This is a genomic window from Rhodoferax sp., from assembly GCF_028688795.1.
Taxonomy (GTDB): Bacteria; Pseudomonadota; Gammaproteobacteria; order Burkholderiales; family Burkholderiaceae_C; genus Rhodoferax.
Window position 1 is genome coordinate 1 of record NZ_JAQTXM010000033.1, and the last position, 20815, is coordinate 20815.

Consider the following 20815-nt stretch of genomic DNA (forward strand, 5'->3'; position numbering starts at 1 on the left):
CCATCCGCTCCTACTTGGCAACCATGACCAAGCAGAAAAACAATCTGTTTGACTGTTTGGTCAGCGTGTTTAACCGCCAGATAATTCAGCCCAGCTTTGCTCGTTAAGCTGAGTAGTTACAAAATATGTGGTTATTTTTGCTTGTAGCCCTTATGAAACAAGCGTAGATAGCTACTTAAATAATAGTAAATATCTTTCCCGGATTCATGATGTTGTCGGGGTCCAGCGCTTGTTTGATGCTGCGCATCATGGCCACGGCGCCGCTGCCAGTTTCTTCCACCAAAAAGCCCATTTTGTGCAGGCCCACGCCGTGTTCGCCGGTGCAGGTGCCACCCAGCTTGAGCGCGCGCTGCACCAATTGGTGGTTAAGCTGCTCGGCCGTGTCACGCTCCTGGGGAATGTCGGGGTCAATCAAATAACCCATGTGAAAGTTGCCATCGCCCACGTGGCCGACCAGAAAGTAGGTCAGGCCACTTTGCTCAGCCTCGGTCACGGAGTCCAGCAGTGCGTCGGCCAGGTGCGAGATCGGCACGCAGGTGTCGGTGGTAATGGCCTTGCAGCCCGGGCGGGACTGGATGCCGGCAAAGTAGGCGTTGTGCCGCGCCGTCCACAGGCGGGTGCGCTCCTCGGGGGTGGCGGCCCATTCAAAGGTCTGGCCACCTTGGTCGGCGGCAAGCTCTTGCACGATCTCAACCTGCTCTTGCACGCTGGCTGGCGAGCCATGAAACTCCATCAACAGCATGGCACCTTCGCGCAAGCTGAGTTTGGAGTGCGCATTCACCATGCGGATGGTGTTGGCGTCCAGCAGCTCGCAGCGGGCAATCGGTATGCCTAGTTGAATGATCTGGATGGTGGTGTTGACCGCATCGGCCAGACTGTCAAAGCTGCAGGTGGCGGCCATCACCGCCTCGGGCAGCGGGTAGAGCTTGACGGTCACCTCGGTGATCACGCCCAGCGTGCCTTCACTGCCCACCATCAGGCGCGTCAGGTCGTAGCCCGCTGAGGATTTTTTGGCGCGCGTCCCGGTGCGAATCACCTCGCCCTGCGCAGTCACCACCTCCAGCGCCAGCACGTTTTCGCGCATGGTGCCGTAGCGCACGGCGTTGGTGCCGCTGGCGCGGGTGGCCGACATGCCGCCCAGCGTGGCGTCGGCGCCGGGGTCTATCGGAAAGAACAGGCCGGTCGACTTGACGGCTTCGTTGAGCTGCTTGCGCGTCACACCGGGCTGCACCGTCACGGTCAAGTCATTGGCGTCGATGCGCAACACCTCGTTCATGCGGCTCACATCCAGGCTGATGCCGCCTTGCACGGCCAGCAGGTGCCCTTCGAGTGACGAGCCCACGCCAAACGGTATCACCGGCACCTTGAATTGGGCGGCCAGTTTGACCGCATCCGCCACATCCTGCGTGTTTTGGACAAACACCACGGCCGCAGGTGGCGGCACGGAAAAGGCCGATTCGTCGCGGCCATGCTGCTCGCGCACCACCAGCGCGGTCGAAAACTGGGTGCCAAAGCGGGCTAGCAGCGCGTCAAGCAGGGCGGGTGGCACGGCGCGGGCCTTGATTTCAGGTAGCAATTGGGGCGCGGGGGTGGGTGCGTTCATGGCGTGACTCCGTGATAATGATTCAATATGAAACGCCACTGTACAACCGTATGAAGCTGCACGAACTGACCTACCTGGTGGTGGACGATCTGGAGCTGATGCGGGCGGTCACCATCAACCAGCTGCGCAGCATGGGTTTCGAGAAAATCAAGTCGGCCCGCAACGGCGCCGAGGCGCTGGACATGCTGCGTCACGCCAAGTTTGACGCGGTGCTGTCAGACTGGAACATGCCGGTGATGTCTGGCCTGGAGCTGCTCAAAACCATTCGCGCCGATGCCCGGCTGGCCAAGATGCCGTTTCTGATGATCACCGCTGAGGCTGAGCGCCAGCGCATCGAAGATGTGATTTCTGCCGGCGTCAGCGGTCTGCTGGTCAAGCCGTACACCGCGGGTAGCCTCAAAAACCGGCTTGATCGCATGCTGACGCCGCAAGGCCGTCTGCCGCCCAAGTCCGCATCAAACACGCCCTTGCCCGGTACAGCAGACCGTGCCGACGCCGGGTTGACGCCAGGCGCACTGCCACCGTCGCGCATTCTGGTGGTGGACGATTACCCGGTCAGCCTTAAATTGCTTGAAAAATTGTTTGCCGACGAGTACCAGGTGCTCACCGCCACCGACGGCCCGCAAGCGCTGGCGCTGTGCCAGGGCGAAACTTTGCCAGACTTGGTGCTGATGGACGTGATGATGCCCGGCATGGACGGCTTCGAGGTGGTACGCCGCCTGCGCGAGGTACCCGCCACGGCCCAACTGCCTGTGATTTTTGTTACCGGCCTGAGCGACGACGCGGCCCGCCTTAAGGGCATGGAGCTGGGTGCGGTGGACTTTGTCTCCAAAACCGACAACCCCAAGGCGCTGCGGGCGCGGGTGCGCAACTTCATTCAGTTTGTCGACATGCGTCGCAAGCTGCAAGCGGATTACGACACCATGCTGGACGAAGCCCGCATGCGCGAAGACGCCGAACACATGACTCGGCACGACCTCAAGGGCTCGTTGGCGGGCATTGTCGGCATGGTGCAGACATTGGCCGATGACGAAGACATGGCGCCCAAACACGCCGCCCAATTGCGCTTGGTGCAGCAAACGGCCCAGCAGGTCATGGACATGGTTAACCTGGCCGGTGAGCTTTACAAGATCGAGATGGGCCGCTACAAACCCAAGGCTACTGCGGTGGACGTGGGTGACATCTTGCACCGTATCGTGGACCTGTCACGGGCTGGGTTTGCGCACAAGCAGCTCACCCTTGAGGTCGACACCGACACGCCGGTGGGCAATGAGCTGCCACACGCGTCTGGCGAGACCACGCTGTGTTATTCGCTGTTTCAAAACTTGATCAAAAACGCATGCGAAGCTGCCCCACCGGGTAGCCGCGTGGTGGTGGCCCTGCGTGATGAAAACCCGCTGCGCGTGCTGATCAGCAACGCCGGCGTGGTGCCGCCAGAGCTGCGCGAGCGGTTTTTTGACAAGTTCGCCACCAGCGGCAAGCAAGGTGGCATTGGCATTGGCACCTATTCGGCCCTGATGTTGGCCCGCGCGCAGCAGGGCGACATCAGCATGGTCACCAGCGACAAGGACCATCTCACGGCGCTGACCGTGACCTTGCCGCGCCACACCTTTGACGCCGCTCAACCCGGCACCTGACCCAATCAATTTTTAACGAGGCCATCATGGGCAACCGACTGACACAAATCGCCACCCGAACGGGTGACAACGGCACCACCGGCCTGGGTGACAACACCCGGGTCTCCAAAAACAGCTTGCGCGTGCACGCCATGGGCGATGTGGACGAGCTCAATTCCAACCTGGGCGTGTTGCTGTGCGAAGCCATGCCTGAATCGGTGCGTAGCCTGCTGGTTGAAATCCAGCACCAGCTGTTCAACCTGGGCGGTGAGTTGTCGATTCCGGGGTTTGAATTATTGAAAGCAGACGCGGTGCTGGCGCTCGACGAAGCGCTTGAAGTGCACAACGCGGCGCTGCCGAAGCTGCAGGAATTCATCTTGCCAGCCGGCACCCGGGCCGCCTCGCTGGCCCATGTGTGTCGCACAGTGGCGCGCCGGGCTGAGCGCGCGGTGGTGGCGCTGGGTGCGCAAGACGCCCTGAAAGACACGCCCCGCCAGTACCTTAACCGCCTGTCAGACCTGATGTTTGTGCTGGCCCGCGTGCTCAACCGATACCGCACTGACGGCAGCACCGGGGACGATGTGTATTGGCACAGCGAGAAACTGGCGCGCGACCAAGCGCAGTAGCCACCGGCCTGGCGCAAGTCGGGCCAGGTTGACGAGACCTAGGGTTCAGGCCTGCGCCGCCTTTTTAAGCAAAGCGAATATCTCGTCTTTCAAGCGCAGCTTCTCTTTCTTGAGCGTTTCAATTTGTTCAGGCGAGCTGGGGTCGGTGCGCGACACCATGCGTTTGACCTGCTGGTCCAACGCGTTGTGTTGCTGGAAAAGGCTGACAAAGTGGGCGTCGCTGGTTTTCAGCTGGGTGATGAGTTCGCGGTATTCAGGAAACATGCAATATCCTCAAGTTAAACCGGTTGGGGTGGTTTTGGCTCGCGCCAAACCCCGACTTTACTCCACACCAGTGGGCACTTTGCGTCATTTTTTCACTATCTTTTATATAGCTGCTTACGCTTATATATAAAGGGCTAGAGCCTAATTTTTATTAAAATAATCATTTACTTAGGGGCCAGCACTGCCATGGTGATGCGCGACACACAGGTGGGCTCGCCGGCTTCATTGACCATGTCAATCTGCCAGACCTGGGTGGTACGGCCAATGTGCACGGGCCGGGTGGTGCCAGTTACCCAGCCGCTTTTTGCGCTGCGCAAATGGTTGGCATTGATGTCCAGCCCCACCGCTTGGTGCCCGCTCGGGCAGGCATAGTTGGCCGCCACCGAGCCCAGTGTTTCGGCCAGCACCACGCTCACGCCGCCATGCAACAGACCAAACGGTTGGCGGGTGCGCGCGTCTACCGGTACGCGGGCGGTGATGAAGTCGTCACCCACCTCCAAAAACTCAATGCCCAAGTGGCTCACAGCCGTGTTGAGGCTGGTGCGGGTGAGTTCTGCCACTGAGATGTCTTGCTGCCAAATGCGCATGAGAAGTTCCAAAAAAGAAGGATGGCCAGACTATAGCCAGCACGGCTGCGTCCCGGCTGTGCAGCTACCATGCAGCTTTGTTTTCTAAGGCCAAATGGCTGAAGGGGTGCTGAGATGATTGACGGGCTGATTGCGGGCAGGTTGATGGGTGACCCAGAGCGCCGCCAGGGCAAGGGTGAAAGTACCTTTGTGGTGGCCAGGGTCAAGGCGCAAAGCAATGAGGGCGAGAGCCTGATGGTCAATGTGATTGCCTTTGATGACGCCCCCTGTGTCGCCTTGCTGGCGCTGCGCGACGGCGACTCCGTAGCCGCCGCCGGCCACCTTAACCCCAAGGTGTGGACCGACAAGCAGGGCAACACCAAGCCGGCGCTTGACCTGGTGGCGCACCGCGTGGTGAGCAGCGAAACCGGGGCATAGCTGCGGCCCAATGCAGCTGAGGCAGTTTGTCTCAAATGTTCATCCAGGCCCTGAAATTTTTTTGCAGGCATGTCGCGCAGACTTATCGTCGTGACACTGTTCGCCCAACTAGTAGGGATGGTCTGTGGACGGCGTTTTTGCCTGACTTTGATGCCTGCGTGGGCCGTTTCCTTGCGCGAGATGGGTCGGCGCGGCGTTGTGTTGCCCGGCTGCACTCACAACCAAGTGAATAAAGTGGAGTTTGGCTACAACGTCATTTGCCAGCACAAAGGGGTAAAAATCAGCTTGTCCCATGGCGCGCGACATGCCGTTAAGCAGCATGGTCAATTGCCTCCAATGGTTCAGAAACGCCAGAAAAAGCACCGCTTCAGGATGATCCGCCTGGTACAAAGCGTCCAGCGTAAATGGGGTGAATTCAAGTTGATCGGCGTCGACGCTGAGACCGAAACTCATTGCCGTATCGACCGTGTCGCGCATATGCATGTAGTGCGCCCAGCATTCGGCCCAATCCTCAAAGGGGTGTACGCTGGCATAAGAACTTACAAAGTGCTGTTGCCAGTCCTGGCGCGGCCCCTTTTTGTAATGCGCCTTCAGGCTGGCGGCATAGTCTCGCCGCTCATCTCCGAACAAGGTCCGGCAAGGGTTCACCCATTCAGTGCCAGCTACCAGTCGGTCCCAATAATAGTGACCTACCTCATGGCGGAAATGCCCTAGCAATGTGCGGTAGGGCTCGTTCAAGGCTTGTCGGGTGAATTCGCGTTTGGCGTGATCGGCCTCTGTGATGTTGAGGGTGATCAATCCCTTGTGATGCCCAGTCATCACAGGCGATGCATCGTCAGTTGCGCGCAGAAAGTCAAACATCAGGCCACTCTCAGTGTCTTCCGTCTCGCGCGATGCGACCGGAAGCCCCATCACCAGCAGTGCCGACACCAACCGCCGTTTTGCTAATTCAATGCGTCCCCACAATTCACCGTTGTCCGGGTGCTTGGGGTCGGCCAGATCGGGAATAGTGCGATTGAGTCTGCAGGCTCGGCACAATTGCTCATGTACCTGGCGCTCACCCACCGGTAGCAGCCAGTTGCAGGCGGCTGCGGTGTGAAGGTTGGCACATCGATCGTAGGCGGGCCCATCCGTTTGCCAGTCGACCCAGGTACCTGGCTCGACCCCAGGTTTTAGCGGCAACAGTGTCGCCTGCTCCGGGTGATAGCCAAGTGGTGTATTGCAAGCCAGGCAGGTGCTGTTTCGGAAGAATGTTGGGCGTCCGCACTGGCAGTGATAGACGCGCACGGCCTGGCCCAGGACTTGGGAAACGGTGGGCGCAAAGGTATCGGAAGTTGGCAAGATAGACTCTCAAAACAGGCAACGGGTGGCCGTTGGGGTTGGCCACCGGCACGGGCGGTGCAGTGTGCCACGTCTGAGCATATTGGTAAAACCACCGAGGGGTCGATGCGGTCAGAAGATCGACTCTTGGCTCGCCGCCTTCACATTTACGCGCGTGAACTACTTCTGCGGGTAGGAGAGATCAGCACGCCGATTTTGAGCATAGGCAGTCTCGTCGCGGCCCAAGGCTTTTGGTTTTTCCGCGCCCAGACTGACGGCTTCCATTTGTCCTTCTTTTGCACCAAAGATTTTGAGTGCTTTCAACACGGCTTCAGACCGCTTTTGCCCCAGTGCAAGGTTGTACTCGGCGCCACCCTGTTGGTCGGTATTGCCCTCTATCTTGATGACGACCTGCGGATGGCTGGCTAGGTACTTGCCGTGCAGTTCTAACAGCGGCGCAGCGCCGGGTTGGACAGTCGACTGATCAAAATCGAAATAAACGCTGCGTTCTTTGTACAGTGGATTTTTTGGATCGAGGTAAGGAGCCAGCGGAGCGGCAACCACCACAGCGGGCAATGCAGGTTGATTTGCAGCCTGGCCACCAGCCGCGGCAGGGGCTGGGCTGGGCGTCGCAGCTACAGGCGTTGCAATGGGGGTACTGCTGCAAGCTGCCAAGAAAACAGTGGTTGCCATCGCGATGCTGAGTGTCGCTTGCCTATGAATATGCATATCAAATCTCCAGGTTAAAAAAATCCAAAACTCCAGGAACACATCACCATGCCGCATCGCGCTTTGCTGGCGCCACGCCTGTTAAGCACGCCTCAGGCGGCGTTCTCACGACACGTTGAATAGTTGGCTTGACGCTTCACAAACGCAAGGGCTGCGAGACCCCACAGGTGTGAAATTTCACGCAGCGCACCCTATTGGGAAAACAGGTAAGCCATGAAGTTTCCCTTTTCTTGCGCGCTGCAGTCGCGGTTCAAAACGTCATTGCAATCGCGCTTAAACCACTTTTCTACTTTCGCCGCGTCAGTTAAACGCTTCGGGTTGGCAGCCGGTGCCATTGGGGAAATGATCTTGTTTGTCTTGACATGTTGGCCTTGCAGCATCGGGGAGTCGGTATGACAGGAGGTACACATCAACTCGCTCACTCTGGTCGTGTAGAGCCTGCGTCCGGCCTCGACAGAAAAGTCTTTGAATGCCGGATTTTCCTGCTTGGCTGCGATGCGATAACTGTCATAGGCAGGGTTGGCCACAGCGCCAAGCGACAGCATCAAACTGGCCAGCCAGGTCATTTTCTTGATTGTTTTTTTCATGAGCAATTTTTTTATGTGAGCGCATCAAAACGCGGCCAGGTCGGGCGCTGGCGCGGTGTTGATGTAGAGAGCAGTTTGATTTACTGGCTTGATTCTGTGGCGACTGTGATCAGTCGCTGCCTGGACCATCGGCTGCGCCGACACTGGCGACAGCTCTGATGCGCCGAGTTCTTTTAGCCATATTGCTGCCCAAAAGAGCGCCCGCCGGGGCAGGATCATCATGCGGGCAAACCATGACCGGAACTGAAGATTTGGTGATCAGCCCAGGAACGATGCTGCCGTTTAGCAAACGCATCACTGCATTCTTCCGCTCTGAAGCGACCACGATGAGCCCGCATCGGCGGTTGACGGCTGCCAGCGCCACGTACTCTGCGGCGTCTGCACCTGAGCCCATGCTCCGCGTACTAAGAACACCCCAAGATTCTGCATGAGCTGACGCTGCCATAAGCACACGAGAAGCCATGTTGTGCGCCTGCGCCTTGAACTCTTCAGCAGACAGCATGGGTACAACGGGCATGCCACTCACCATGGGGAATGCATAGTGAGGGTCGGCAGGCAAAACGTACAAAAAGATAACGCTGGCGTGGTGGGCTCGCGCCACCTCAACACCTTGTCTGAGTGCAGTCTGGGCCGCTGCCTGATCGTCTAACACAATCAATATTCGTTTGTACATGGGCTCATCTTGGTTGAAGGTGGCATTTAGGATGTCGGTGCTTGCTGCCCGCTGGGGCGTATGTCGCCCCGCGGTTCGACAAACTCTAGCCAGACCACATCGGCGGGCAGATCATCCATGAGCCCCATTCTTGTGGGTTTGGCCAAGTCTTCCTCCTGGCGGATGCTTTTGGCTCTTACTCCAAGGTGTATCAGCGCCTGGACCAAGGAATAGACGCGCCGCAACCGACCAGTGCGGGAAGCTTCACTGGCGCCGCTCATGGCAACCGTGTTGCGCTTGCGCATCGCCGACCAAGTCACAACCCAATTTTTCAACGCCTCGATCTCTGTCATGGAAAGTTGAACCTCGCCCTGTCCGAAGACCAACATCATCTTGCTGGTGTGGTGCTGAGCTGCTCGAATTCCGCTGCTTGGATTGGATGGTGACATGCAGGCCTTGTTCATAGGCTGCTACTATATTTGTGCAAATGTAGTTTGTCAAGCCGGCGGTGTCCCAAAATGGCGATGGGAAGGAAAGATTTTTGTGCGGAATTTGGCGTTTGAGGCTGGAGGCAACTTCAATGCATACTTGAAACATCCAAATTGCCAGCAAACTTCTCAGCGACCATGTTTCGATATCTCACCATTCCCGTTACCCCTTTTGCCCAAAATTGTTCACTGGTCTGGTGTGACCAGACCTTGCAGGCCGCCGTGATTGACCCCGGTGGCGACCTGGATGTGATCTTGGCTGAGGTCAAGCGCCTGGGCTTGACGCTGGAACAAATCTGGCTGACCCATGCCCACATTGACCACGCGGGTGGCACGGGCGAGCTGGCCGAGCGGCTGCATTTGCCCATCATCGGCCCGCAGGAGGCCGACCAGTTCTGGATAGATGGCCTGCCTGAGCAAAGCAAGATGTTTGGCTTTCCACCTGCCAAACCCTTCAAGCCGACGCGTTGGCTGCATGATGGCGACACCGTCACAGTGGGTGAATGCACGCTCACGGTGCGGCACTGCCCGGGCCACACGCCGGGCCATGTGGTGTTTTACTCGAGTGAGGCCAAGCGTGCCTTTGTCGGTGATGTGTTGTTTGCTGGCTCCATTGGCCGCACGGACTTTCCGCAAGGGGACCACGACACGTTAATAGCCAGCATCAAAAATCGCCTGTGGCCGATGGGCGACGACACGGTGTTCATCCCCGGTCACGGGCCTGAGAGTACGTTTGGACGCGAGCGGCGCACGAACCCCTATGTGGCGGACGGCGCCTAAGTCTGCACCCACACACCAGGCAAAAAATGGGCGCAAACTGCTATTTTTGTAATAGCTGCCTGCGCCCACCAAATAAGGGCTAGAGCCCTAAAAAGCTTATAACAATCGAAACCGCCTGCTATTTGCCAAAAATCATGTCAGGCAGGAACAACGTGATTTGCGGGATGTAGGTGATCATGACCAAAAACACCAGCAACACCGACAGCCACGGCAGCGCCGCCTTGGTCACCTGCACCAGGCTCATGCCGGTGACCCCGTTGGTGACAAACAGGTTCAGCCCCACCGGCGGCGTCACCATGCCAATCTCCATGTTCACCACCATGATCACACCGAGGTGAATCGGGTCAATGCCGAGCTTGGTGGCAATCGGGAAAAAGATCGGGGCCAGAATCAAAATGATGCCGGTCGGCTCCATGAAGTTGCCGGCAATCAGCAAGATGATGTTGACCACCAGCAGGAACATCCACGGTGTCATGCCCATGCTGACGATATGCTCGGCAATGGTTTGCGGAATGCGCTCGGTGGTCAGCACGTGGGCAAACAGCAGGGCGTTGGCCACAATGAACATCAGCATCACCGTGGTGCGCGCCGCATCCAGAAACACATGCGGCAACTGTTTAGTGCTCAGGTCCTTGTAAATGAAAACCGCCACCACCAGCGCATACACCGCCGACACGGCAGCCGCCTCAGTGGGTGTGAATATGCCGCCGTAAATACCGCCCATGATGATGACCAGCAGCGCCAGCCCCCACATGGAGTCCTTGAACGCGCGCAACACTTCAGGCACGCTGGCCTTGGGCGGCGGCTTGATCTTGAGCTTGCCGGCCCGCCACCACACTGCCACCATCAGCATCAAGCCCAGCAGCAAGCCAGGAATGACACCGGCCATGAAGATGCGCCCCACCGACACTTCGGTCACGGCCGCATAAACCACCATCACGATGGAAGGCGGAATCAAGATGCCCAGCGTGCCGGCGTTGCAGATCACGCCTGCAGCAAACTCTTTCGGGTAGCCGTTCTTGACCATGCCAGCAATCACGATCGAGCCAATCGCCACCACCGTTGCCGGGCTGGAACCTGACACCGCAGCAAACAGCATGCACGCCAGAATGGACGCAATGGCCAGACCACCACGCAAGTGGCCCACTGCGGCAATGGCAAACACCACCATGCGCTTGGCCACACCACCGGTGCTCATCAGGGCCCCGGCCAGCACGAAGAACGGAATGCTCATCAGCGTGTAGTGTTCGCTGGTCTCGAAGATCTTGATCGACATCGACGCCAGCGAGTCTTGCGAGAAGAAAAAGATCGTCAGCAGGCTGGAGAGCCCTAGGCTCACGGCAATCGGCATGCCGATGGCCATGCAGAAAAACAGGACGGCAAAAAGTACCAGGGTGTTCATGATTGAGCCTCGTCAGACTTGAGTTTCAGGGCTTCAGCGGCTTCGTCTGCCAGGTGCAGGCTGTCGGTTTTACCTGTTACCAGGCCAATCAGGATTTGCAGAAAACGCCAGCCAGTGAGCGCAAAGCCCAGCGGCATCACGGCCAGTACTTGCCAGCGCTGGATCGGCATGTCGTCAAACTCAATGCCGACATCTTTCATCTTCAGCACATAGGTCATGGAGCCGGTGAGCACGAAGCCTACATACAGCAGACTGAGCAAAACGGCCAGGATAGACACATTGCGCCGCAGCGTGGGGCGCATCATTTTCACCAGCGCATCCACGCCAATGTGCGAGCCCACCCGCACGCCGTACGAAATGCCCACGAAGATCATGAAGGCAAAAAAAACGGTGGTGAGCTCAAGCGCCCAGGAAAAACCGCTGTTGAACACGTAGCGCATCACGACCTGCAAAAAGGTCAGGCCGGTCATTGCGGCCAGCATCAGCCCAATGATCCACTCTTCCAGGTGGTCAAGAATCTTCATGGAATACTCCAAAAAAACCCCGGGCAAAGCCGGGGAGTTGGGATCGGTATGAACCGGGCTTACTTGTTGGCTTTGAGGGCAGCATCGATCAGCGGTTTGCCGATCTCGCCTTCAAACTTTTTCCACACCGGCTGCATGGCGGAGCGCCAGGCGGCGGTTTGCTCCTTGTTCATAGGCAGCACCTTGGCCTTGTTTTCGTCGATCACTTTTTTGCGGAAAGCCATGTCTTCGTCAAATGCGACCTTGTTGCCAAACTTGATGGATTCCGCCATGGCTTCAGACAACCCCTTTTGCACATCGGGTGGCAGGCCAGCCCACCACTTGGCGTTGCCAATCACCATGTAGTCCAAAACGCCGTGGTTGCTGTCCATGATGTACTTTTGCACTTCGTGGAATTTCTTGCTGTAAATGTTCGACCAGGGGTTTTCGGTGCCGTCAACCACGCCGGTTTGCAGGGCTTGGTAAACCTCGGCAAACGCCAGCTTTTGCGGGTTGCCCCCGACGGCCTTGAACTGCTCTTCAAGCACATCAGAGGCCTGGATGCGGAACTTCAAACCTTTGGCATCGGTCGGGTAACCCAGTGGCTTGTTGGCCGACAACTGCTTCATGCCATTGTGCAAAAAGCCAAAGCCCTTGATGCCCTTTTTCTCCATGGAGTTCAGCAAGCCCTGGCCTTCTTTGCTGGCCTGGAAGCGGTCCACAGCCTGGATGTCGTCAAACAGGAAAGGCAAATCGAAAATCTGGATTTGCTTGGTGTATTTACCAAACTTGGCCAATGAGGGTGCCAGGATTTGCACGTCTCCCAGCAGCAGGGCCTCCATTTCCTTGCCGTCGCCAAACAGCTGGCTGTTTGGGAAGATCTGAATATCCACCTTGCCGGGCAACTTCTTTTCAGCCAGTTCCTTGAACTTCAGGGCGGCTTGGCCCTTGGGTGTCACGTCTGCCACCACGTGGCTGTATTTGATAACGATAGGGGCGGCGTGTGCCGCCATGCCAAATGCCAACAACATGCCAGCAGCAACCAGTTTCAATTTCAATTTCATTGTGTGTCTCCTCAGTTGAATAAATGTCTCAAACGACAGGGCGAATGTAGAAGCCTGCGCAAGTGCTTGCAACTGTGGCGTTCAACAGCTAGGGTTTACCCTGGGGATGATGCCGCCCTAGGCCAGCTGCGCCGTTTTTGCCGCAGCAACGTCTTGTGCACTTGGGCTGCCAAGCTGGAACTGGTGCACCAAGCCACTGAGGTGGCTGGCCTGCTGACGCAGCGAGGCGGCGGCGGCGGCAGATTCTTCGGCCAGGGCCGCGTTTTGATGCGCCACCACATCCAACTGGCCAATGAGTTGATTGGCTTGTTCAATGTGCAGGAGTTGATCACTGGCTTGTGCGGTGATGCCGTTGACCGTGTCACTCACGCGTTGCACCGAGGCCGTGACCTCATGCGTGGTGTTGCCGGCTTTGTTGACCTGCGCGGTGCCAGACTGCACCTTGTTCAGCGAGGCTTCAATCAGCATCTTGATTTCTTTGGCCGCTTCTGTCGTGCGCCCGGCCAACGAGCGCACCTCGCTGGCCACCACGGCAAAACCACGGCCCTGCTCGCCCGCACGGGCCGCCTCCACCGCAGCGTTAAGTGCCAGGATGTTGGTTTGAAACGCAATGCCGTCAATGAGTGAAATGATGTCCGCAATCTTGTGTGCAGCGGTGTCAATCTCACCCATGGTGGCGACCACCAGCGTCATTTCGTTACCACTGCGCTTGGCTACTTCCACCGCATGCTGGGTCAGGGACTCTGCCGAGCGCGACGCAGTGGTGGTTTCATTGACCGAGGCGTTGAGCTGCGAGATGGCGGCCATGGCGGTTTGTAAGGTGTTGGCGGCCTCTTCGGTGCGGTCACTCAAGTCCATGCTGCCCTGGGCGATTTCGCCGCTGGAGTTGTTGACATCTTCCGAAGCGGTGCCCACGCCAGTGGCTAGCTTGTGCAGGTTCACCCGCATGGTCTCCAGTGCGACCAGCAGTGCGCCAATTTCGTCTTGGCGACCGGTGTCAATCGCCTGGGACAGGTCGTGCTGGGCCATGCGCGCGGTAGCTGCCACCGCCGCGTGAATGGCTTTGCGCGTGTCATGCACCAGCCACACGGCAATCAGGCTACCCAGCAGCCAAGCTAACAAGGCCCCGGCCATGATGGTCTGGCGGGCGGTTTTCGCGGTGGCCGTGGCTTGGGCGGAGTGTGTTGCGTTGGTTTGGTCATGCCAGTCGCTCAACTGGTAGACGGCCTTGCTCCAGGCTTGTTGCCTGGCACTCCAGGTGGCGGTGTCTTTGCCGTACTCGTTGCGCACCTGAAACGCTTGTGCTGCCTCGCCACGGCCTTCAGCGAGCTTGTCGCCGATAGTTTGTAACTCGGTGGCCGCAAGCGCGGCATTTTGCACTTCGGTCAATACCGCTTGCACAGTGGTATCGGCTGGCAACAAGCCGGCTACTTTGGTTTGGGCCGCGTTGTAGTCGTTCTGTGCGGCGCGAATCCGCTTGAGTACGGCTGGTCCACCCGCCAGGTCGGTGCTGCCCAAGTCACCCAGGGTTTGCACGTAGGTGGCCAGTTGGCGTTTCATGACATTGATGGTTTGGGCGCGCTCAGCGTTGGTGACGGTGATGACTTCCAGGGCTGAAGTCAAAGCCTGCATGCGCAGCAGTGACAGGGTGGCCATGCCCAGCATCATTGCCAGGATCACGCCAAAGCCAAAGGTCAGGCGTGCCGCCATGTTCATGTGCGAAAAAGGCTTCATGCAAAACATCCTGAATAAAAGAAAACAGCATAAACCTTGGCGGACCTTTTGCGAACTGTGGCCTTCCTCAGCTAGGGTTAACCATGAGGCCTGTGCGTCAGGCGCTGGTTTGGCGCATGGCTTCTTGCAGGGCACGCGTCCAGCTCGGGCCAATGCGTTGTGCCAAAGCCTGTTGCACTGGTTTAACCACCAGCCGCAACCGTGTACGTTGGGTATCACTGAGAACGTGTATGCGGGTGGTGCCGGTCAGACGTAAGGCTTGCAGGGCCTGGTCGTTTTGCGTGTCGGCAATCTGGTTGGCAAAGGCCAGCGATTCTTGCAGCGCCTGGTTGATCAGCGCCCGGTCAGGCCTGGCCAGGCTTTGCCAAAAGCGCTGGTTGGTGACCACGGCGTAGCCCAGGTAGCCATGCTCGGTCAGGCTCAAATCACTTTGCACCTGGTGCATGGCTTGTGTCCAGAAGTTGGACACCGGGTTTTCTGTGCCATCGACCACGCCAGCGGCCAAGGCGCGGCGGGTCTCGCTGAAGGCCAGTGTGACGGGCCGTGCGCCCAAGGCCCGCATTTGCGCTGCAATCACCTTTGATGCCTGTACGCGCATGCGCAAATCGACAAAGTCCCGGGGCTCCAGCAGTGGCCTATTTGCGCTCATCTGCTTGAAGCCGTTGTCAAAAAATCCCAGGCCCACCAGCCCCTGGTGCTGCAATCCGTCCAGTAGTTTTTGGCCCAGTGGCCCCAGCGTGATGCGCCGCACAGCCGCCAAGTCGTCAAACAGAAACGGCAGGTCAAACAGCTCAAACTCAGGTAGGCCGATTCGACCAAATTTGGACAGTGAAGGCGCCACCAGGTCGACTGCGCCCAGTTGCAGCGCCTGCATCTCATCATGGTCACCGTACAGTTGGGCGTTGGGGTACACCTGCACGCCAATACGCCCGCCAGAGCGCTGTTCCACCAACACCTTGAAGCGGTTGGCTGCCAGGCCTTTTGGTGTTTCTTCGGCCACCACGTGCGAGAAACGTAGCGTGATGTCGGTCCGCAGGCTGGCATGGGCGGACGCTGGCAGCAGGGCAGCGCTGGCGCACGCTGCCAGCCAATGGCGGCGTTGGATGGCATAGGGGCCGGGCAGAGTCATGCCCGCGATTATGCGCACGCTGGCAAGCCGTGCAGTTCAGACCAAAATGTAGGCTTAAATTGCTATTTAATTAATAGCTGCTTACGCTTTTATCATAAGGGCCAGAGGCCTAAAAAGCTTATAAATTAAGCAGGGTTCACCGCCGCTGGTGCTGAGGCTGATGTGGGTGCTGTTTTTGCGATGGGTTCTGCTGCGTTGGCCAGTCCGGGGATGGCGCTGTGGTTCAGGTTCAAGGTTTGGGTCGGGAAAGCAAACTCGATCTTTTCCTCCGCGAAGCTGCGCACCAATTGCAGGTTGATGCCCTGCTGTACGTTCATGAACATGTTGTAATCGGCGCTGAGCACATAGTAAACCGCCTCATAGTCCAAAGAAAATGCGCCAAAACCTTTGAGGTGGGCACGGTCAAAGCGCACATCAGACTGTGCCGCAACGGCCTGCTCAATCAGGCTGGGAATGTGCGCGAGTTGTTCTGCCGGGGTGTCGTAAGTGACACCAATGGCAAACGCCACCCGGCGTTCCTGCATACGCTTGTAGTTTCGGATGCGGCTTTTGAGCAGGTCGTTATTGGACAAAATGATTTGCTCGCCGCTGAGACTTCGTATGCGCGTGGTCTTCAGACCAACATGTTCCACGTTGCCCATCATGTCATCCACAATGATGAAGTCGCCGATCACAAACGGCTTGTCGATGGCAATCGACAACGATGCAAACAGGTCGCCCAATATGTTCTGCATGGCCAGTGCCACAGCGATGCCGCCAATGCCCAGACTAGCCACCAGCGCCGTGACGTTGATGCCCAGGTTGTCCAGCATCAGCAGGAGCACCAGCACCCAAATCACCACTTGGCCCAGAAAGGACAGCAGTGAAAGGCTCATGCTACGCGCGCCCTCGTCTTCTGGTCCGCCCTGAGCGAAATGGTGCCGCAGCCAGAAAATGAGCCCACGAATGCACCAAAATCCAGCCTGCAGAATCATCACGGTGACAAAAATACGGCCGACCCATTTTTCCAGCGCATCGGGCAGCGTCAAAAAATGGGTGCCTAGATAGAGGCCGATCGCCGTGGTCAGCAAGACTCGGGTGGCTGACAGTACGTCAACCAAAAAGTCGTCTATGACGGTTTTGGTATTTTGGGCAACCCGTTCCAAGTGATGCAATGCCAGTCGCCGTAGCAGGTGCAGCACCAAAATGAAGGCGGCTGCCACCAGCAGTGCGTAGGTCCAGTCTTGCAGGGAATTTTGGGTGATCAGTTGTCTAAACATGTAGATGAAATGCAGAAATCGGAGAAAGGATGGACTGGTGCTTTTGGGTGACCCGTGATGTCACTGCGTTTGTGTGACTTTACGCAGTGCGGGGTGGGTGTCAGGATCGATCCCGCTGCGCTCAGCCAGGGTGGCGCACGTCAGTTGCGCGATGTAGGCCAACAGCGCAGTGCGGGCCCAGCGTGCAGTTGGGAATGGCAACGGGATTTGAGCGTCCTGGCTCTGATTGCAACCCATGCAGATGAACGGCACGCCGCGCGCCAGCAAGGCTGCAGCGACGGCTTGTTTGGTTTCCATGGGCTCATCGGATGCCGTGAACAGCACCACACGGTCTGCTGGGCTAGCAGCAGCAATTGGCCCGTGCAGGTACTCGGCTGTAGAAAATCCGAAAGCCGGAATACCGGCACTTTCCTGTAGCTTGAGCGCGGCATCAAGCGCGCCGCCAAAGGAAGGACCACGCGCCAGCCAGGTAACAGTGCGCGCGCCTGCCAGAAACGTCGCTAACTGGGCCGGGACGCCTGCTGCATCGATGTGCAACATGCAGTCGGCCGTTTGTTTGGCGGCCAATTCGATATCGAACCCGGCCAACGCGGCGGCCACAAACAGTTCTGCAATCACGCTTTTGGTGGCGGGCACCGCGAATTCTTCGCCGCATCCCAAATGGATGTTGTGGTGTGCGTGCTTTAGCAGGTGGGCATCGGGTGTGTTGGCCTGTGTGACGGCCACCACCAGGGCACCGCGTGCGCGCAGCCATTCGGCACTGGCTGCAATGTCGGTGGATTTGCCGGAATACGAAAAAGCATAGACCACCGCATCGCTCCAATCCGCTTCAGGTAGGGGCTGGGTGGCTAACCAGGGTCGAAACTCAATCGGATGGCGCCCGCTTTGAAGCGCAAACAAATACGTGGCAAATGAGCACACATTGCCTGAGCTGCCTCGCCCGAGCAGCACGGTGGTGGGGCGATTGGCGACATGGCGGCGAATGGCCACAGCCTCTTGTTGCCAGCGTGTTGCCTGGCTGACAAGCACTTGAGGGGCAAAGCGGGCCTCACTGGCCATCAGACTATTCAGCATGTCAATTCTCCTTGTGGGTGTAGGCGGGCACAGGCTGGGTTTGCCAGTAAAACTCGCTGGGTTGTGTGAGATGACGGTGGTTGGCCATGCGCGTACGCATGCCGTCCTCGTCGCCGAACAGAGCGGGCACTTGGCTGGCGTAGTGCCGCAGCAAGGCCACCTTTGCATCCACATCCACCGGCAGCGCAAAGCGTTTACTGGCAGCCTGGTGCAGGCGGTTGAGCGCTTGCAGTGGGCCGTCCTGGTCGCCCTTTCCGATGCTGGGATCGGCCACGTAAGGGAAATCTTCATAAAAGAGCAATTCGGCACCCGTCGCCGTTGCTGCCAGGCGCACCGCTACCTGTGCGGCGATTTGGTGGTCCACGTGGTGTCCCACCCCCATTGGGCTGACCAGCAAAATCCGACCCAGGTCAAGGCAGAGACGACGCAGCACCAGGTACAACTCCTCAATGTGTGCCATGTCGTCAATGCGGGGCGATACCCAGCGCTCACGGGCGCTGCGGTAAATCAGCCTACCCGTCAGTGGGCTTCTTCGGTAGATGCCATCGGCAAAGCTCAGATGTACAAAATCAGCATTGACCGAGTGCATGGCGGCGATGTCCTCCGCGCGACGCAGGCGCGAGCTCACGTGGCCGTGGCGGTGTTCAATTTTGTTGCTGCCGTCGCTGCTCAGCCTGCGTGAGGTGCCGCAACTGATGCTTACTACCAGGGTGGAGATGCGATCTTTGAGCGCATGCAGCAAGGCACCGCAGCTCAAGGCCGCATCGTCAAGATGTGGCGACAAAATCACCACGCGCTCAAATTCATCCCAGTCAAAGCGCGCCAAAAGGGGCATCGTTTTCATGGCGCGGTCGTAATCAATGCGCCGTAGCTTTCCTGGGCGCGCCTGAGCATGCGTGCGGCAAGCAGGGGCTGCCGAACCATCGGATGTGCAGCCAGGGCAGCCACCCGCGATTGGCCATCGCCGGCATGGGCTGCATTGGCTGTGAGTCGTTGGTAGCGCTCAAGCTTTGCCGCCAGTCCGTAAAAAGAAGTGGGCAGTTTCGGCGCAGCCAGCCGTTCGATGCCAGAGCGTGAGATTCGTACGCGGGTTTCGATCACGGTGTCGTGCGCAAAAGCCAATGTGGCACCGTGGTTGGGCAGGTTCAACACCAGCTCTTGGGGCGTGTTTGAGGCGAGTGCGCGGATGACCTTCACCGCCAAGTCGCCAAAGCCGGCTGAGCCACGGTAAAAGCGAAGTTGCGGGTTGGCTTTTTGGCCTTCGGCCTCAAAGTGTGCGTAAAACCTGTCCAACGATGCCATGACCACGTCACTGCGTGGGCCCAGTCGGCGCGCCTGCGCCACAAAAGCCTCGGGGAAAAGATAATACGGAAGGTAGGAGTTGGGCCAAAAACCGGGGTTGTCACGGGCCAAAACCAGTGACAACTCAAAGCGCAATTTGTGCTCTTCGTCACAGTCGTCAGGCGTCAGCAGGGCGGCGGTGTGTTTGGCAAGTGGCACGCCATCAATGACGATGCGGCTGTACCAGGTGGCGTGGTTGAGCCCGTTACAGCGAAATGCATAGCGCCCCGGTCGACCTAAAGCATGGCAAATGGCCAGCAGGTCTTCGTCTGACTGGTCACATAGCCCAATCACACGCACACCACCGTGGTCCACCAGCGCTTGCGTGACGATGTTGCTGGGGTTGGTGTAGTTGAGCAGAATGGCAAGTGGTGCCAAGGCTTGCATCGTGTTCGCCACCCGTAGGGCCTCGGGCACCGAGCGCAGCGCAAAAAAGAAGCCACCCGGGCCGACCGTTTCCTGGCCCGGAATGTCAAATTCAAGCGGCAGGGTCTCATCAAGACGGCGTGCGGCAAGTCCGCCCGGCCGAGTCGAATTGAGCACCAGGTCAGCGCCTTCAATGGCCGCCTCCAGTGTGTCGGCTATTTCAACTTTGAACGCGCCAGCGTGCTGCGCCATGGCAGTGCCCAGGCGGGCCACGATGGCCAAGTGCAGGGCATTGGTGTCATAAAGTCGTACGGTTTTCAGTGGCAGCTCGGCGCTATGCGCAATCAAGGCTTGCAACAGGCCGGGGGTGTAGGCGCTGCCGCCCCCCAAGATGGTCAAGGTTTGCATAAGTTGTCGCAGGTTAAATCGGCCATCAGCCTGGAATCGGTGACCAGTCCGCCAGCTTGTTTCAAAATTTTCCCGGCGGTTCGCGCACCTAATTGCACTGCGGCCTTGGGGAGGGCACCACGCACCAAGCCAGTGATCACCCCCGCACAAAAAGCATCGCCGGCACCTGTGGCGTCAAGCACGGCTGTAGGCACTGCGGGCAACCGCAGTGGAGTGCCATTGAGCATGCCAAAAATACCTTGTGAGCCTTGCGTGACCAGCACCGAGGATGCCGTGTGTGCCAGGCGCTGTGGCGCGGCGTCAACCGTGCCACACGCTGCCAAAGCTTCTTTTTCGTTGAGCACCAACAAATCCCAGGCGCGATCCTGGCGGCTGGCCAGTTGGCTCAGCTGGAGTGGACTCCAACTGCCACTGACTGATATATTTGCGCCGTTCTGTCGCGCTAGGGCCAGCGGCAATACAAGGCGGGCCGCTTCCTCCAGCCCGGGCACATGCACCCATGTGCTGGCAGGCAGGTGCTTGACGCTGCTGAGCACATCGAGCTCGGCGGTGCTGACAAACGCACGGTCATGGGCATCTGAGAAAACCAGTGAAATCGCAGGGTTGTCCCGTGCAGCCAACGGCACCAGCGTGATGCCCAGGCGCTGCGCCAGCAAGGTCACGGCCTGATCCACCAGGCCCTGGCCCATTGGCAGGCACAGGGTGACTTTCAAGCCCAGCGCGGCGGCAACGCTGGCCGTGTTGAGCGCTCCGCCGAGCGCCAACTGGATACCGTCCACAAACACTTCTTCACCTGCTGGTGGGCGCACGTGCGGTGGCACGAACACTTCAAAGTAGGCCAAGCCGATAACAACGAGGTCAGTCAT

The 20815-nt window shown here is 58.4% G+C and carries 22 protein-coding genes; 4 read left to right on the top strand and 18 right to left on the bottom strand.

Going from position 1 to position 20815, the window contains the following annotated elements:
- Positions 1 to 175: 175 nt before the first annotated feature.
- Positions 176 to 1603, bottom strand: a complete 1428-nt coding sequence (locus PHQ58_RS19345; protein WP_300114458.1) for an FAD-linked oxidase C-terminal domain-containing protein — start codon at positions 1601 to 1603, stop codon at positions 176 to 178.
- A 50-nt stretch (positions 1604 to 1653) separates the two neighbouring features.
- On the opposite strand from PHQ58_RS19345, the gene PHQ58_RS19350 reads away from it, so the two are divergent.
- On the top strand, positions 1654 to 3240 hold the full coding sequence (locus tag PHQ58_RS19350) for a hybrid sensor histidine kinase/response regulator (RefSeq protein ID WP_300114461.1): 1587 nt from the start codon (positions 1654 to 1656) through the stop codon (positions 3238 to 3240).
- A gap of 26 nt (positions 3241 to 3266) precedes the next feature.
- On the top strand, positions 3267 to 3845 hold the full coding sequence (locus tag PHQ58_RS19355; protein ID WP_300114464.1) for a cob(I)yrinic acid a,c-diamide adenosyltransferase: 579 nt from the start codon (positions 3267 to 3269) through the stop codon (positions 3843 to 3845).
- A gap of 45 nt (positions 3846 to 3890) precedes the next feature.
- Here PHQ58_RS19355 and PHQ58_RS19360 read toward each other — a convergent pair whose 3' ends face one another.
- A complete protein-coding gene (locus PHQ58_RS19360; protein ID WP_300114467.1) occupies positions 3891 to 4109 on the bottom strand; it encodes a YdcH family protein in 219 nt (72 codons plus the stop codon).
- Positions 4110 to 4273: 164 nt separating this feature from the next.
- Positions 4274 to 4696: a hotdog fold thioesterase gene (locus PHQ58_RS19365; protein WP_300114470.1), complete on the bottom strand. Its 423-nt coding sequence runs from the start codon at positions 4694 to 4696 to the stop codon at positions 4274 to 4276.
- 114 nt (positions 4697 to 4810) lie between these two features.
- Between PHQ58_RS19365 and PHQ58_RS19370 the strand changes: the two genes are divergently transcribed.
- On the top strand, positions 4811 to 5113 hold the full coding sequence (locus tag PHQ58_RS19370; RefSeq protein ID WP_300114473.1) for a single-stranded DNA-binding protein: 303 nt from the start codon (positions 4811 to 4813) through the stop codon (positions 5111 to 5113).
- Positions 5114 to 5221: 108 nt separating this feature from the next.
- Here PHQ58_RS19370 and PHQ58_RS19375 read toward each other — a convergent pair whose 3' ends face one another.
- The 5 genes from PHQ58_RS19375 to PHQ58_RS19395 all read right to left on the bottom strand — a co-directional run bounded on the left by PHQ58_RS19375 (position 5222) and on the right by PHQ58_RS19395 (position 8865).
- Positions 5222 to 6454 carry a putative zinc-binding metallopeptidase gene (locus PHQ58_RS19375; protein WP_300114476.1) on the bottom strand — a complete coding sequence of 411 codons (1233 nt, stop codon included), beginning with the start codon at positions 6452 to 6454 and terminating at the stop codon, positions 5222 to 5224.
- Between the two features lie 159 nt (positions 6455 to 6613).
- Entirely contained in the window at positions 6614 to 7219 is a 606-nt protein-coding gene (locus PHQ58_RS19380; RefSeq protein ID WP_300114479.1) for an OmpA family protein, read from the bottom strand.
- A gap of 134 nt (positions 7220 to 7353) precedes the next feature.
- Positions 7354 to 7749, bottom strand: a complete 396-nt coding sequence (locus tag PHQ58_RS19385) for a DUF1924 domain-containing protein (protein ID WP_300114482.1) — start codon at positions 7747 to 7749, stop codon at positions 7354 to 7356.
- Positions 7750 to 7858: 109 nt separating this feature from the next.
- Positions 7859 to 8422: a universal stress protein gene (locus PHQ58_RS19390; protein WP_300114484.1), complete on the bottom strand. Its 564-nt coding sequence runs from the start codon at positions 8420 to 8422 to the stop codon at positions 7859 to 7861.
- A 26-nt stretch (positions 8423 to 8448) separates the two neighbouring features.
- Complete coding sequence (locus PHQ58_RS19395; RefSeq protein WP_300114487.1) at positions 8449 to 8865, bottom strand: hypothetical protein; 417 nt, start codon at positions 8863 to 8865, stop codon at positions 8449 to 8451.
- Between the two features lie 162 nt (positions 8866 to 9027).
- Between PHQ58_RS19395 and PHQ58_RS19400 the strand changes: the two genes are divergently transcribed.
- Complete coding sequence (locus PHQ58_RS19400) at positions 9028 to 9669, top strand: MBL fold metallo-hydrolase (protein WP_300114489.1); 642 nt, start codon at positions 9028 to 9030, stop codon at positions 9667 to 9669.
- Between the two features lie 118 nt (positions 9670 to 9787).
- Here the strand turns inward: PHQ58_RS19400 and PHQ58_RS19405 are convergent, their stop codons facing one another.
- From PHQ58_RS19405 to PHQ58_RS19450, 10 genes are all read right to left on the bottom strand, one after another.
- The gene (locus tag PHQ58_RS19405; protein ID WP_300114490.1) at positions 9788 to 11071 is read right to left on the bottom strand and encodes a TRAP transporter large permease; all 1284 of its coding nucleotides are present in this window, start codon (positions 11069 to 11071) and stop codon (positions 9788 to 9790) included.
- Entirely contained in the window at positions 11068 to 11595 is a 528-nt protein-coding gene (locus tag PHQ58_RS19410) for a TRAP transporter small permease (protein WP_300114492.1), read from the bottom strand. The genes PHQ58_RS19405 and PHQ58_RS19410 overlap by 4 nt, the downstream gene beginning before the upstream one ends.
- A 59-nt stretch (positions 11596 to 11654) precedes the next feature.
- The gene (locus tag PHQ58_RS19415; protein ID WP_300114495.1) at positions 11655 to 12638 is read right to left on the bottom strand and encodes a TRAP transporter substrate-binding protein; all 984 of its coding nucleotides are present in this window, start codon (positions 12636 to 12638) and stop codon (positions 11655 to 11657) included.
- Positions 12639 to 12755: 117 nt separating this feature from the next.
- Positions 12756 to 14372: a methyl-accepting chemotaxis protein gene (locus tag PHQ58_RS19420; protein WP_300114498.1), complete on the bottom strand. Its 1617-nt coding sequence runs from the start codon at positions 14370 to 14372 to the stop codon at positions 12756 to 12758.
- 97 nt (positions 14373 to 14469) lie between these two features.
- Positions 14470 to 15501, bottom strand: a complete 1032-nt coding sequence (locus PHQ58_RS19425) for a DctP family TRAP transporter solute-binding subunit (protein WP_300114501.1) — start codon at positions 15499 to 15501, stop codon at positions 14470 to 14472.
- A gap of 125 nt (positions 15502 to 15626) precedes the next feature.
- On the bottom strand, positions 15627 to 16760 hold the full coding sequence (locus PHQ58_RS19430) for a mechanosensitive ion channel family protein (protein WP_300114503.1): 1134 nt from the start codon (positions 16758 to 16760) through the stop codon (positions 15627 to 15629).
- Between the two features lie 60 nt (positions 16761 to 16820).
- A complete protein-coding gene (locus tag PHQ58_RS19435; protein WP_300114505.1) occupies positions 16821 to 17834 on the bottom strand; it encodes an SIS domain-containing protein in 1014 nt (337 codons plus the stop codon).
- A gap of 1 nt (position 17835) precedes the next feature.
- Positions 17836 to 18678, bottom strand: coding sequence for a PIG-L deacetylase family protein (locus tag PHQ58_RS19440; protein ID WP_300114508.1), 843 nt, complete (start codon positions 18676 to 18678; stop codon positions 17836 to 17838).
- Positions 18675 to 19949 (bottom strand): hypothetical protein, encoded by a 1275-nt coding sequence (locus PHQ58_RS19445; RefSeq protein ID WP_300114510.1) that lies wholly within the window; start codon positions 19947 to 19949, stop codon positions 18675 to 18677. The genes PHQ58_RS19440 and PHQ58_RS19445 overlap by 4 nt, the downstream gene beginning before the upstream one ends.
- On the bottom strand, positions 19937 to 20815 hold the full coding sequence (locus PHQ58_RS19450) for a carbohydrate kinase family protein (RefSeq protein ID WP_300114513.1): 879 nt from the start codon (positions 20813 to 20815) through the stop codon (positions 19937 to 19939). Before PHQ58_RS19450 ends, PHQ58_RS19445 begins: the two co-directional genes overlap by 13 nt.

What these genes read in the sequence shown, in the direction of transcription:
- PHQ58_RS19370 (WP_300114473.1), top strand. Translation starts at nt 4,811, where the DNA reads ATGATTGACGGGCTGATTGCGGGCAGGTTGATGGGTGACCCAGAGCGC.
- PHQ58_RS19420 (WP_300114498.1), bottom strand. Translation starts at nt 14,372, where the DNA reads ATGAAGCCTTTTTCGCACATGAACATGGCGGCACGCCTGACCTTTGGC.
- PHQ58_RS19360 (WP_300114467.1), bottom strand. Translation starts at nt 4,109, where the DNA reads ATGTTTCCTGAATACCGCGAACTCATCACCCAGCTGAAAACCAGCGAC.
- PHQ58_RS19410 (WP_300114492.1), bottom strand. Translation starts at nt 11,595, where the DNA reads ATGAAGATTCTTGACCACCTGGAAGAGTGGATCATTGGGCTGATGCTG.
- PHQ58_RS19435 (WP_300114505.1), bottom strand. Translation starts at nt 17,834, where the DNA reads ATGCTGAATAGTCTGATGGCCAGTGAGGCCCGCTTTGCCCCTCAAGTG.
- PHQ58_RS19425 (WP_300114501.1), bottom strand. Translation starts at nt 15,501, where the DNA reads ATGACTCTGCCCGGCCCCTATGCCATCCAACGCCGCCATTGGCTGGCA.
- PHQ58_RS19445 (WP_300114510.1), bottom strand. Translation starts at nt 19,949, where the DNA reads ATGCAAACCTTGACCATCTTGGGGGGCGGCAGCGCCTACACCCCCGGC.
- PHQ58_RS19450 (WP_300114513.1), bottom strand. Translation starts at nt 20,815, where the DNA reads ATGACTGACCTCGTTGTTATCGGCTTGGCCTACTTTGAAGTGTTCGTG.
- PHQ58_RS19385 (WP_300114482.1), bottom strand. Translation starts at nt 7,749, where the DNA reads ATGAAAAAAACAATCAAGAAAATGACCTGGCTGGCCAGTTTGATGCTG.
- PHQ58_RS19390 (WP_300114484.1), bottom strand. Translation starts at nt 8,422, where the DNA reads ATGTACAAACGAATATTGATTGTGTTAGACGATCAGGCAGCGGCCCAG.
- PHQ58_RS19415 (WP_300114495.1), bottom strand. Translation starts at nt 12,638, where the DNA reads ATGAAATTGAAATTGAAACTGGTTGCTGCTGGCATGTTGTTGGCATTT.
- PHQ58_RS19350 (WP_300114461.1), top strand. Translation starts at nt 1,654, where the DNA reads ATGAAGCTGCACGAACTGACCTACCTGGTGGTGGACGATCTGGAGCTG.
- PHQ58_RS19355 (WP_300114464.1), top strand. Translation starts at nt 3,267, where the DNA reads ATGGGCAACCGACTGACACAAATCGCCACCCGAACGGGTGACAACGGC.
- PHQ58_RS19400 (WP_300114489.1), top strand. Translation starts at nt 9,028, where the DNA reads ATGTTTCGATATCTCACCATTCCCGTTACCCCTTTTGCCCAAAATTGT.
- PHQ58_RS19380 (WP_300114479.1), bottom strand. Translation starts at nt 7,219, where the DNA reads ATGCGGCATGGTGATGTGTTCCTGGAGTTTTGGATTTTTTTAACCTGG.
- PHQ58_RS19395 (WP_300114487.1), bottom strand. Translation starts at nt 8,865, where the DNA reads ATGAACAAGGCCTGCATGTCACCATCCAATCCAAGCAGCGGAATTCGA.
- PHQ58_RS19365 (WP_300114470.1), bottom strand. Translation starts at nt 4,696, where the DNA reads ATGCGCATTTGGCAGCAAGACATCTCAGTGGCAGAACTCACCCGCACC.
- PHQ58_RS19440 (WP_300114508.1), bottom strand. Translation starts at nt 18,678, where the DNA reads ATGAAAACGATGCCCCTTTTGGCGCGCTTTGACTGGGATGAATTTGAG.
- PHQ58_RS19345 (WP_300114458.1), bottom strand. Translation starts at nt 1,603, where the DNA reads ATGAACGCACCCACCCCCGCGCCCCAATTGCTACCTGAAATCAAGGCC.
- PHQ58_RS19405 (WP_300114490.1), bottom strand. Translation starts at nt 11,071, where the DNA reads ATGAACACCCTGGTACTTTTTGCCGTCCTGTTTTTCTGCATGGCCATC.
- PHQ58_RS19430 (WP_300114503.1), bottom strand. Translation starts at nt 16,760, where the DNA reads ATGTTTAGACAACTGATCACCCAAAATTCCCTGCAAGACTGGACCTAC.